Origin of the sequence: Paenibacillus sp. H1-7 (genome assembly GCF_022354825.1) — a bacterium.
Taxonomy (GTDB): domain Bacteria; phylum Bacillota; class Bacilli; order Paenibacillales; family NBRC-103111; genus Paenibacillus_S.
Window position 1 is genome coordinate 955624 of sequence record NZ_CP031168.1, and the last position, 12185, is coordinate 967808.

General features: G+C 53.2%; 9 protein-coding genes. 5 read left to right on the forward strand and 4 right to left on the reverse strand.

Annotated elements, in window-relative coordinates; all coding sequences use genetic code 11:
* From DVH26_RS04540 to DVH26_RS04550, 3 genes are all read left to right on the forward strand, one after another.
* Positions 1–867, forward strand: coding sequence for an AraC family transcriptional regulator (locus DVH26_RS04540; RefSeq protein WP_239631578.1), 867 nt, complete (start codon positions 1–3; stop codon positions 865–867).
* A 49-nt stretch (positions 868–916) separates the two neighbouring features.
* Positions 917–1255, forward strand: coding sequence for a hypothetical protein (locus tag DVH26_RS04545; RefSeq protein ID WP_239631580.1), 339 nt, complete (start codon positions 917–919; stop codon positions 1253–1255).
* Between the two features lie 161 nt (positions 1256–1416).
* Positions 1417–1953, forward strand: coding sequence for an AAA family ATPase (locus tag DVH26_RS04550; protein WP_239631583.1), 537 nt, complete (start codon positions 1417–1419; stop codon positions 1951–1953).
* An 882-nt stretch (positions 1954–2835) separates the two neighbouring features.
* On the opposite strand, the gene DVH26_RS04555 is transcribed toward DVH26_RS04550, so the two are convergent.
* On the reverse strand, positions 2836–3693 hold the full coding sequence (locus DVH26_RS04555; protein WP_239635277.1) for an AraC family transcriptional regulator: 858 nt from the start codon (positions 3691–3693) through the stop codon (positions 2836–2838).
* 171 nt (positions 3694–3864) lie between these two features.
* Between DVH26_RS04555 and DVH26_RS04560 the strand changes: the two genes are divergently transcribed.
* Entirely contained in the window at positions 3865–6354 is a 2490-nt protein-coding gene (locus tag DVH26_RS04560) for a glycoside hydrolase family 2 protein (protein ID WP_239631585.1), read from the forward strand.
* 157 nt (positions 6355–6511) lie between these two features.
* Entirely contained in the window at positions 6512–7666 is a 1155-nt protein-coding gene (locus tag DVH26_RS04565; RefSeq protein WP_239631595.1) for a glycoside hydrolase family 88 protein, read from the forward strand.
* An 880-nt stretch (positions 7667–8546) separates the two neighbouring features.
* Here DVH26_RS04565 and DVH26_RS04570 read toward each other — a convergent pair.
* The 3 genes from DVH26_RS04570 to DVH26_RS04580 form a co-directional block, all read right to left on the reverse strand.
* On the reverse strand, positions 8547–10580 hold the full coding sequence (locus DVH26_RS04570; protein ID WP_239631597.1) for a penicillin-binding transpeptidase domain-containing protein: 2034 nt from the start codon (positions 10578–10580) through the stop codon (positions 8547–8549).
* A 191-nt stretch (positions 10581–10771) separates the two neighbouring features.
* Positions 10772–10954 (reverse strand): hypothetical protein, encoded by a 183-nt coding sequence (locus DVH26_RS04575; RefSeq protein ID WP_239631599.1) that lies wholly within the window; start codon positions 10952–10954, stop codon positions 10772–10774.
* 245 nt (positions 10955–11199) lie between these two features.
* Complete coding sequence (locus DVH26_RS04580; RefSeq protein ID WP_239631601.1) at positions 11200–12138, reverse strand: helix-turn-helix domain-containing protein; 939 nt, start codon at positions 12136–12138, stop codon at positions 11200–11202.
* Between the last annotated feature and the right edge of the window lie 47 nt (positions 12139–12185).

Here is a 12185-nt window from a genome sequence, read left to right on the forward strand (position 1 = left end):
ATGGATCAGGTAAAATTGCAGCAGCAGCTGATGCGCAGCTACTTGGACAATACGCAAATCACGCTGCAGATGGCGCACTATACCAAGGTCGGCGCCAATTGGCGCACAACGAACATGATGACGGACGTGAACCGCTTCTACTTCATTCGGGAAGGCGGCGGCTGGATCCATATTCGCGGCAAAGATTATTATCCGGAGCCGGGGCAGCTGTACTTGCTTCCTGCAGGAATGAAGCTGTCTTACGCTCCCGATGCCGTCAATCCGCTCGGCAAATACTGGTGCCACTTCTCCGCAACGGTGGGGGACGTCAACCTGTTTCAAATGCTGGAGCTTCCCCATTGGATTGACGTAAAGGACGAGCCGAGGCTCGAAGCCCAGTTCAAGCAGCTATTGGAGCTGCATACCAGTTCTGCGGTTACGGCGCCGCTGCGCATCAAATCGATTTTGTTCGAGATTATATCCGAATTTATCGAGCAGTCGGAATCGCAGCTGCATTTAGCCTCTACATCCAGCACCTCGAAGATCAACATCGTGCTGTCCTATATCGAACGGCATCTGGCCGAACCGATCACGGTGGAGGATTTGGCGAAGCTCGTTCATTTTCACCCGAATTATTTCATGCATTATTTCAAATCGATGATGGGCTTGTCCCCCATTGTATATATCAATAAAAAGCGTCTCGAAAAAGCGCGCCGGATGCTCGCTACAACAGAGATGTCCGTCTCGGCCGTTGCCGATGAGATCGGCTTGGAGCTGTATTATTTTTCGCGGATATTCAAAAAGCAGAGCGGTCTTTCCCCGTCGGATTACCGTAAAGCGTCGGGAAAAGCCTATATCGCTGACGAGGATGATATCACTGAATCGTGATGGGATAGCTGTGAGAATATGGTGTATTATGGAAAAATGGGGTGTTCTAGTGCACACGAATATAACCATTGCCATGGTATGCCAATTTCTCGCATGGGTTTTTGTGGTAGCCTTGCTTTCCTTCGAATCGTTGCAGTGGCTGCTCATTCCTAACGTCAACAACACGCCGGCGTTCATAACGGTTTCTAAATGGCTGCTGCAGGGACTGATCGTCTCCAATTTTTTTGGCTACCTTTTGTTGAAATTCCGGAATTACGCCAAGCGCAGCCTCCATAAGCATCATGAAGAGGAGCGGTGGAGATTTTCCGTGCATGCAGGCTTTGCGGCGGTTCATATTGTTTGTATCAGCTTGATCATTTATCTTTTTGCCGGCTTCGAGGACTTATAAGGTAGCATGCGTTATCCGTAATTGTGACGACAGGTTCTGCTGCATGATCAATCGGGAACGAACGGTTATAAGCAAACCTTCTCTTCCAAAGACTGCTCGCCTGGACTACAGTGATAGTAATAGTGGAGCTTTGGTCTAACGTATGAGGAGGAGGATAACATATGGAACGCGGAATTTTTCTTATTACCGGCATTATGGCCAGCGGGAAGTCGACGGTCGCCGAGCTGCTGTCGCGGCAGTTCGATAAATCGGTTCATTTGCGCGGAGATGTGTATAGAAAAATGATCGTCCAAGGTCGGGAGGAGATGCTTCCCGAAGCTTCGCAGGAGGCGGTCCGGCAGCTTGAGCTCCGGTACCGGCTTGCCGCATCCGCGGCCGACGCTTACTATGATGCAGGCTTCACGGTGGTCGTCCAGGACGTCGTCATTGGCCCGATGCTGCAGCAATTTGTCGACTACGTGGGCAGAGCGCCTTTGTATGTCGTTGTTCTTGCTCCCGATGAGGAGACAGTGGCTCTAAGGGAAGCGGGACGGTCGAAAAAAGGCTACGGCCCCTGGTCGGTTGCCGGGTTGAACGAGATTTTGCATATGGAGACGCCGCGGCTCGGCTTGTGGCTGGACACTTCGAAGCTGACGCCGGAGGAGACGGTGCAGGAGATCTTGCGGCTGGCTGAGACAGAGGCGCTGGTGAAGGCGTAGGACGAAGGAAGAGTCCAAAGCGGGACTGGTTGAGGAAGCATCAGAAGAGACTCAGGAGGAAAGAGTCCCAAGGTAATGCGTGCGATAGGTCAGTGTTGATGGCCGAACCATACCGATGCGGGGAGAAATTCAGCCTCGCTCATCGGGGCGTAGTCCGGGTTTAGATAAAGACCTGGCCGAAAGCCTAGCGATCCAGGAATGCTCCATAGTCAATTTGATCCCTAATGAGCGCTTTAATAACCGCTGGTTACCGTGCGGGGCCCTCCCATCTGCCAGCTTGCTCTAGAATCTTTTGGCACAAGTGTACGGGAGAGTCTCCTCCTCGGACTGGTGGGCTATCGGACAGGAGATCCGTTATTCACTGGAAATATGCTGCTTTTGGAGCGTGATCGGACATGGAGTACGTTATTTGCCAACTTTTCCAGATAAAACTGTGTATTTTGACTAAATAAAGAATCTGTTGTCCGATCACCCTGCGAATATAGCTGTTTTTGGTAAAATAACGGATCTACGGTCCGCAACAAAATCAGCAATGGTCTCTAACGTGCATCTAACCCGTTTGATTCGTTTGTGGAGAAACTCACGAAACTGAAAAAAGCTGCAGGCAGAGCCCCTAAGAGAAACATTCTTGCGGGGCCTTTTTCATGTTTCGCCTAAAAAAGGACGCTAACGCCCGCGCGGGGTTCGATCGGCCGCCGCTCAGTGCCGCAACGCACGCCCGGGCCTGGGACTCGCTAAACTCCACCTGGGACTGCCTCGCCCCACAATAATGATAAGCATAGATCTTCTAGCCGGGCTTACCGACAGCCTGTCCTCCAATAGAAGCTGCACGCCCGAAGCGCTCGGCACTACTCACTTGAACGAAACAACCAGCATACCTGGTTACTGAGCCGAAGAACGCTTGAAACGGTAAGGGCTTAACCCTACGTGCTTTTTAAACAGCTGGCAAAAATAAGGGAAATTGCTCAACCCGATAGAACGGCCGACTTCCTGGACGGTAAGGTCGGTAGTTTTCAACAGCCAGCATGCCTGGCGGATACGCCGCGCGGTCAAATATTCGGTAATGCTGGTACCGACGGTTTGCCGGAAGACAGCGGATACATGATTAGGCGACAGATGGACGGCCTTGGCCAGCTCATCGAGATGAAATTCCTCCATATAATGCTCCTCGATCCATTCCATGACCTGCTCCGCTCCGGTGGATTTTTTGCGAAGGGGGAGAACCGAATGCTCTTCTTCGGGCGCCCAATAGGCTTTTAGCTTGTGCAAGAGCGTCACCAAAAAGAACATTTGTTCTTCCAGCAAATGCTCCTCCGAGGCTTTATTGATATGCTGGCGATGATGTTCGAGTAGAGCGTGCATATCGTCCTGCGGCAGGTCGGCGAACACCTGATAGGCGATAGGCTCCTTCCACACCCAATGAAAAAAAGACTGCAAGGAACCAAACGGAGCAAGATACCGCTCCAGCTCGGCAGGCTCGAACACAAAAAAAGAACGGATGTACGATTCTCCGGGATTCAGCCTGAGCTGAATTCGGTGCAGCTGAAACGGACGAAAAAAGAAAAGGCTGCCGGGACTCAGCTTCACGATCTGCTGGTTGACGATGATGCTGCCGCTGCCTTCGTGCACGTATAGCAGCTCCATTCCTTGATGGGCATGAAAAATTTCGACGAAATCGTGCGTCCGGTTTTTGGCAAAAGATAACTGTACGGGATGCCGGTTTAGATTCATGTAGTTCATAATTTTCAAGAGGAGCACCGCCTTTGTTAGCTCAACCGTAATATAACAACATTTTATCATAAACGCACCAAACAATGGGGAAGCATTTTTTGATAAGCTTATACATGATAGGCACAGCGTGCCTCCGAGTAAAATAGCCACTAAACAAGTTTACTAATCGACTAACGGAGTGTGGATACATTGATCAAGCAAAGACTGATCGAGCAATGGGAGCACCACCGGGGAAGCCTGGGTGGACCGTGGGAAGTATGGCGTCAGGACAAGCTGCAAAATCATTACAACGTGCCGTGGCATAAGGTAGAGCTGCCGCATTCGTACAACGGGCTGGATGTATTGGACCCGGACGGCAAATATTATCAGGGCCAAGGCTGGTACCGCAACAAGCTGGAAGTGAACAACCCGTACCCGCAGGGCAGAACGCTGCTTCATTTTGAAGGAGCGGGCCAGCGTACGGACGTCTATGTATATACGAACAAAATCGGGTCGCATCTGGGCGGCTACGACGAGTTCACGGTAGATATTACGGAAGCAGCCGCGCAAGCACGCGAAATCGAGCGCTACAAAGGTCTGATTCCGGTAGCTATCGCCTGCGACAACAGCCGCGAATTGGAGACGATTCCGTCGGACGCGAGCGATTTTAACCTGTATGGCGGCATCTACCGCTATCTGAATCTCGTCTATGTGCCGGCGGTATCGCTGCAGCAGGTGCATGTCGAGCCTCAGCTGTCAGCAGATCACGCAAGCTGCCGTGTGGCCGTTCGCGCCACTCTGTACAACCCGCAAGGGCTGCAGGAGGAGCTGGCTCTGAAGGTGACGCTTCGCGACCGTGAAGGCAGCGAGCTGGCTTCGTTCCAATTGAAAGAGAAGCCGTGGACGGGGGCCAAAGAGCTTGAGGTTCACGAGCTGGCCAAACCGACATTGTGGACGACGGACGCGCCGTACTTGTACAGCTGCACGGTGGAGCTGGAAGGCGCATACGGCCGTACGGAGCAGACAGAGCGCTTCGGCGTTCGCAGCTTCGAATTCGTGAAGCACGGACCGTTCAAGCTGAACGGAGAGCGATTGCTGCTGCGCGGAACTCATCGCCATGAAGACCATGCAGGCGTAGGCCCGGCGATGACCGAAGAGATGATGCGTACAGAAATGCAGCTGATCAAGGACATGGGCGCGAACTTCATTCGTCTCGGCCATTACCAGCAGTCCCGGATCATTCTGGATCTGTGCGACGAGCTCGGCATCCTCGTGTGGGAGGAAATTCCTTGGTGCCGCGGCGGCTTGGGCGGAGAGCAGTACCGTCAACAATGCCGCGACATGCTGACCGCGATGATCGAACAGCATTACAATCATCCTTCCGTTATTTTGTGGGGGCTCGGCAACGAGAACGATTGGGAGTGCGACTTCGACTATTTCGACCAGGAAGAAATCCGTCGCTTCATGAAGGAGCTTCACGATTTGTCGCATCAGCTGGATCCAAGCCGTTTGACGGCGATTCGCCGCTGCGAATTCTGCAAAGATATTATCGATGTTTACTCGCCTTCGATTTGGGCGGGCTGGTACCGCGGTATTTATACCGATTATGAATCAAGCAGCCGTCAAGCGTTCGAGAATGTCGACTCCTTTTTCCATATGGAGTGGGGTGCGGACAACTTGGCGACGCGCCATGTAGAAAAAACGTTTACCGGCTTCGAGTTCATCAAGAGCGGCGAAGGCGATACGGACGAGCGTGACGGAGACTACCTGCTGACAGGCGGGGAGCCGCGCGTATCCCGTGACGGAGACTGGTCGGAGACGTATTTCTGCGAGATGATCGACTGGTATTTGAAATCGCAGGAAAAAATGGACTGGCTGACAGGCGCGGCACAGTGGGCGTTCAAAGATTTTGCGACGCCTGTACGTCCGGATTCGCCGATTCCGTACTTGAATATGAAAGGAATCATCGAACGCGATTTCACCAAAAAAGAAGCGTACTACGTGTACCAATCGTACTGGACAGAGAAGCCTATGGCGCGGATTTACGGCCATACTATGCCGGTTCGCTGGGGTCAAGAAGGCGAGCTTAAGAGCATTAAAGTGTATTCTAACTGCACGGAAGCCGAGCTGTTCCTGAACGGAACGAGCCTTGGCGTGAAGCAGCGCAACTCGCAAAACTTCCCGGCCGCAGGCCTTCGCTGGGAAACCGTGCTGCAAAAAGGCACGAATCATGTGAAGGTAGTAGCGACCAAGGACGGCGTTACCGTAACGGATGAGCTGTCGTTCGAGTATCAGACCGAAGCTTGGGGAGCACCGGCCGATATTAGGCTGAACGCCCAAAAGCAGAACGACGGCAACATCGTTGTCGAAGCTCTAGCGTACGACGCTAACGGAGTGCTGTGCCTTGATGCGCTGAACTTCGTACGCTTCGGCTTGACCGGCGACGGCAAGCTGATCGACCGTCAAGGTACGGTGCGCGGCTCCAGCTTGATTCAGATGACCAACGGTCGCGCTCGTATCGTGATCGATCCTGACGGAGGCGCAGCGGCAAGCGTGCCGGTTACCGGCTTCGTATCCGCAGGAGGTCCTTCATCGGGCGGCGGCGCTGGCGGTGCGTCGGTAAAACGCGAGTCGGTTTCCGTTGTCAGCGTGGCAAGTGCAGGCTTGTCGACAGCTTTTATTACGATCTAATACTGCAAGCGGAATAGGGAAAACCGGATTCATCGGATGTGCCGGGCACCGGGCGGATCGGACAAGCGAAAGTCGTCATCGAAGCTTACGCTCGGCTGCCTAAGGCGCATCCCTCACTATAAAAAACGATGGACATTTCAAAGGAGGATTTCTAACCATGACAGCAGTGGATACAAGCAAGTTGAAGCAAGCAAGCAGTTTGCAGGAAGCATTGCCTCACATTTGGGAAGCATTGCAGGAAAAAGTAGACCGCATGATTACGCAAATCGGGGACAAATCCCCTCACGTAGCTCCGGCAGCTACCGGCGTATACGACGATATGCGTCACGACTGGTGGACTTCCGGTTTCTGGCCGGGCATCCTCTGGATTATGCACGAGATGACGGGCAAAGAGCACTACAAGCAAGCAGCTTGGGTATGGGACGAGAAGCTCGAGCAAAAATCGATTCAAGCGAACAACTATCATCATGACGTAGGTTTCCAATACTTGCCTACGGCTGTTATCAAATACAAGCTGACCGGCGACGAAGACGGCAAGCGCCGCGGTTTGACGGCTGCTAACTTCCTTGCAGGCCGCTTCAACATCGCAGGCAACTTCCTGCGCGCATGGAATCAGGAAAAAATCGGCTGGTCCATCGTAGACTCCTCGATGAACCTGTCGATCTTGTTCTGGGCTGCAGAGGAGATCAAAGATCCTCGCTTCAGCCATATTGGTAAAGCTCATGCGGATACAGTAGTCAATCACTTCATCCGCGAGGACGGCTCTGTGAACCACATTGTCAGCTTCAATCCGGAGACTGGCGAATTCATCGAGTCGCTCGGCGGCCAAGGCGCAGCACCTCTCTCCTCCTGGAGCCGTGGTGCTGCATGGGCGCTGCACGGCATGGCGAACACCTATCGCTTTACGGGCGAAATGAAATATTTGCGCGCTGCACAGCGCGTTGCGCATTATTTCCTTTCCATGCTGCCGGAAGACCATGTGGCGCATTGGGATTTCCGTGCAGCCGAGTCGTTGGCTGAAGAGCCGCGCGACACATCCGCAGCATCCTGCGCTGCCTCCGGCTTGCTCGAAATCGCTGACGCGCTGCCGGGCATTGAAGGCAAGCCATACCGCGACGCGGCGGAGCGCATCCTGCTGTCGCTGACGCAAAACTATGCGACTTGGGATCGTCCTGAGCACGAGGCGATTTTGGTAGAAGGCACCGGCAACAAGCCGGCTAACCAAAACGTCAACGTCTCCCTGATCTACGGAGACTACTACTACGTTGAAGCTATCGCCAAGCTGTTGGGTTGGAAGAACCGTATTTTCTAAGATTTGGAGAAAAAGCTCCCTCTTGTTGTTTTTTGACAAGAGGGAGCTTGTTTGTTGAGAAACCCGTGAGGGGATGAAAATGCAGCAGGGTATCCCGGTGGGTACCTTCTTCCGGCCGCTGTTGTTTTCAGGAAATCTTTAATTTATCGCTATTCAGCGGTATTTTCCTGAAAACAAAGGCGGTTGCTTACGCTCCTGCAGAAGGTACCTCACCTAACCCCATTAGCATTTTTGAGTTAGACGGGTTTCTTCAAAGGCTGAGCTCCCTCTTGTTCGAGATAACAAGAGGAGCTTTTTTTTGGGGGCAGTGTAAGAGCGAGGCGGAAGACTGCGCTTGCCTCGGAGGCTGCTTGTAAAGCGGATATTCCGCTTTACAGAGAAAATCTGAGCGAGGCGAGCGGCTGTAACACTGAATTTCCGACTTACAGAGTCGGAAGAGGGGGCGCCTGCGCCTCGCAGGCCTGTTGTAAAGCGGATATTCCGCTTTACAGAGAAACCCCGGGCGAGGCGAGCGGCCGTAGCGCGGAATTTCCGACTTACAGAGTCGGAAGCGGGGCGCCTGCGCCTCGCAGGCCTGTTGTAAAGCGGATATTCCGCTTTACAGAGAAACCCCGGGCGAGGCGAGCGGCTGTAACGCGGTTTTTTCCGACTTACGAAGTCGAAAGAAGGCCGCCCGCGCCTCGCAGGCCTGTTGTAAAGCGGATATTCCGCTTTACAGTGAAACCCTGGCCGAGGCGAGCGGCTGTAACGCGGAATTTCCGACTTACAGAGTCGGAAGAAGGCCGCCCGCGTCTCGCAACACCAAAAGCCCGCACCAAACGTGCGGGCTTCCCCAACCTTGCCACCGTTGATATCAACACGGTGCACTGCTTTACCACATTCACTTCTTCACATAATACGTGAAGATCGAGCTGATCTTGCCGCTCAGGTAACGGCTGCCGCCGTGGTCCTGGACGTTTTCGACCATCAGCGCGACGAGCAGGCGCGGATTGTCGGTGTTGAAGGCGACGAACCAGCCGTTCTCCTGTCCGGCGGTGTCTTTCTTTTGCTTCAGCTCGGCGGTGCCGGTTTTACCGGCGAGCTTAATGCCGTTGATCATCGCGGAGTGCCCCGTCCCGGCCGGGTTTTCGATGACCTCGACCATCTTGTCGGTCACCGTCTGGACGACGTCGGGCCGGAGCAGGCCGCTTTTCCAAGGCTCGGGCTTCGAGCCTTCGCTTAGAATCAAAGTCGGCTTGAGCATCGTGCCGCCGTTCGTGAATACGGTGTAGGTCGTCGCGACATGGAGCGCGTTCATTACGACCTCACCCTGGCCGTAGCCGGAGTCCGCGAGCTGGACGTCATTTTTCATCTTCGGCGTGTTGGACAGCGACGAAGTATCGAATGCGAGCGGCAGAGACAGCTTTTCTCCGAAGCCGAACTGTCCCGCGTCCTTCATGAACTTCTGCTCGCCCATGTCCAGAGCGACCTGTGCGAAATAAATATTGTCCGAATACATCATCGCCTTGGACAGATTGACCGCGCTTTGCGACGACGACACCCGGGTCACATAGTAATTCCCCCAGGAGGAGTCTTTTTTCCACTGCTTGCCTTCAATCGTTTTCTCCGCATTGGGGTCGAGCAGGTTCTCCTGCAGTGCAATGGCGGCGGTAATAGGCTTAAAGGCAGAACCCGGCGCATAAGCGCGGGCGAACCGGTTCAACAACGGCTTGTTCGGGTCTTCGTTCCACTGCTTCCACTGCTCGGCGGTCACGCCGCTGATAAAAAAGTTCGGGTTATACGAAGGGGCACTGACCAATGCCAGCACTTCGCCCGTCATCGGATGGATGGCGCTCGCCGCGCCAGAGTCCTGAGCCAGCTGCTGATACATCATCGATTGCAGATGCGAGTCGATGGTTAGCTTGACCGTTTCACCGTTGACCGCATCGCGTTTGGCGAGGGTCGCCTTCTCCTTGCCGTCGGCATCGACGATGTAGATACGCCCTCCGGCGGTTCCGCGCAGCTTCGATTCGAGTGACAGCTCAAGTCCGGCTTTACCGATCCAGTCGTCGGTCCCGTAGCCTTTGTCCTTGTATTTCGTGAGCTCTTCCTGATTGATTTTGCCTATGTAGCCGACCATATGCGCTGCCGCCTCCTCCAGCGGGTAGGAGCGGACCTTTTTCTTGCGGTAGGTAACGCCTGGAATGGCAGCGAGCGCTTCGAGCCGGTTATCGCCTTCCGGAACAATGGTCACGGGTACGAAGTAATCCGGTTTCACCCAAGTCGCTTTCAGCTGGGCTTGGATATCCTTCGGATTCAGCTTCAACAGCTCGGCGAGCTTGGCGATGGCTTCATCGGACTGCTCAGGCAGCTTTTTCGGGATGATGCCGACCTCCAGCTTTTCCGCGTTAACGGCAAGGCCGAAGCCTTCGCGATCGAGGATTTCCCCACGTTCCGGACGCGTTTCCTCCACCCGCACTTTATCCTTGTCCCCAAGCTTCGGGTGAATATAGGTCGAATCCCACTGGATGCGCCAATTTCCTTCTTCTTTCATGACGAGAGCCGTCTGATCGTAAGCGACCGGACCGTAGGTGGTATCCATTTTGACGTGCAGCGTATACGATTTGCGGTCCTTCAATTCTCTGCTGTTCGGGTCCTGCTCGACAGGCTGCCAATCCAGGGCGAATCCGCTCATCCCGATGCCTTCATAAATTGCCTTGTGCCGGGTGACGAACGCCTCTTGGGCGATCTTTTGCTTCGTTTCGGCTGTGAGCCAGTCGTACATCGCTTCGTACCGTTTTTGCTGCCAGGCGTCCGTGAACGCCCGCATCGCTTCCTCTGGAACAGGTTCGTTATGTTTGCAGCCGGCAAGTGCTGTCAAAACGCATACTAAAGCAAACAAGCGGCTCCACGCCGCTATAGGGTTCTTTTTCATCCATACACCATCCCTTACGTTTCCTTCGCAATTCATTGTATAGATAATTATGGAAAGGAAACATGGCTGTACTCTGATATTCCCCTTATAAAACGCTGATGACGCGTACAGGCATGCCGATACGAGATACAGGATAAGGCATTTTTTCGTGAAAATGGTTGAGGCATTGGATTCACTGCTAGTTGAATCGATCAAGATAGCTCCATAAGGACTAACATGATGCAGAACAAGAGGAGGAAGGTAACGACCGATCCGAGCAGGACCGGCCTCAACGTGTCACGATTATGCTTGAGCTTGGTCAGAAAGCTGGTCAAACAGGCGAACCACACGACTCCAAGCGCTGGAATGACCAGCAGCATGAATAAGGCCATCATACCCACTCCTTCGAAATGATTGATAAAAGGATTCGGCTTTCCGTTCATTTCGGGTATACGGCAACTGGAGGTAAGAGGCACCCTGTTTTCAATTCTTATAGTCTAGCTAAGAGGGCGGGGGAGGAGCCGCAAAAAAAGGAGAACATAGCATTGCCGGCAGACAGGATCTGCCCGTACAAAAATAATGCTTGCTGAAGCAATTACCTGATTATATTAAGTCTATTAAGCAAATTAGAGCTGCTTCTTCATACATCGCTTACCGCAGAGACGGTATTCAAACTGACCTCTCCTCGCATCCGATGCTTGAACTCCTTCGGAGAGCACTGGTTATGGCGCTTAAACAACTTGTAAAATTGCGCCATATTCGGAATCCCGACCGCTTCTCCGACTTCCATTATGGAGACATCCTGGGTTAGCAGCAGCCGCTCGGCTTTTTTAATCCGTTTATAATTCACGTAGTCAATGAAGGAGAGCCCCATAACCTTTTTGAAATACTTGATAAAATAATGATAGCTCAAATTGAGTACCGCGCAGGCCTGCTCAATGCTAATTTTCTGGGCCAGGTGGGCGTCCACGTAGTCCAAAGCAGGCTGCAGCCGCATCAGCTCGGCATTATCCGCCCCATGCAGCATATCTCTGCTGTCGTTGCGCAGCAACAGAAGGAGAAGACGACGGATCGCAGCGGTGATCGCCAGCTCGTAGCCTTTGGATTTGTGTTGCGTTTCGTGATAAATGTCCATAATAAGGTCGTAGGCTTGCCGCTGCACGTCCGGCTTCTCGCGAAATATGTAATTCAACTGTCCAAGCGGCGTGCGGGCCTCGCTGAAATAATGCAAATAAGGCATCGTGCTCTCGTCAAAATGCTGAGACAAATCGAACTGGCACACAATGTAGCTGAGCGGTATAGGAAGCGCCTTCCATGTCCGGTGCAGCTGGGAAGAGCCGAACAAATACACGTCCCCGGCCTGCATCAGGCGCGTATCGTGCTTCGTCTGGATGTTAAGACCGCCTTCCTGCATGATGAGGAATTCCACTTCCTTATGATAATGCCAGCGGTGCACCTTGTAGACGGGAATCGTGGTGCCGGCACCTTGAATTTGCCATATTTTCAAGCGTAGCAAAGGATTCTGGTAATCGACGAGCTCGTTGTGCACGTCCGTTTCGTCATGCTCGAGTAGCGTCATTGTCGTGGCGAACCTCCATTTCCATAAAAAGGGAGACAGTATTGCAT

Bases quoted from the DNA above. Each gene is read 5' to 3' on its own strand.
- DVH26_RS04550 (WP_239631583.1), top strand. From the start codon at position 1,417: ATGGAACGCGGAATTTTTCTTATTACCGGCATTATGGCCAGCGGGAAG.
- DVH26_RS04575 (WP_239631599.1), bottom strand. From the start codon at position 10,954: ATGATGGCCTTATTCATGCTGCTGGTCATTCCAGCGCTTGGAGTCGTG.
- DVH26_RS04565 (WP_239631595.1), top strand. From the start codon at position 6,512: ATGACAGCAGTGGATACAAGCAAGTTGAAGCAAGCAAGCAGTTTGCAG.
- DVH26_RS04555 (WP_239635277.1), bottom strand. From the start codon at position 3,693: ATGAACTACATGAATCTAAACCGGCATCCCGTACAGTTATCTTTTGCC.
- DVH26_RS04580 (WP_239631601.1), bottom strand. From the start codon at position 12,138: ATGACGCTACTCGAGCATGACGAAACGGACGTGCACAACGAGCTCGTC.
- DVH26_RS04570 (WP_239631597.1), bottom strand. From the start codon at position 10,580: ATGAAAAAGAACCCTATAGCGGCGTGGAGCCGCTTGTTTGCTTTAGTA.
- DVH26_RS04540 (WP_239631578.1), top strand. From the start codon at position 1: ATGGATCAGGTAAAATTGCAGCAGCAGCTGATGCGCAGCTACTTGGAC.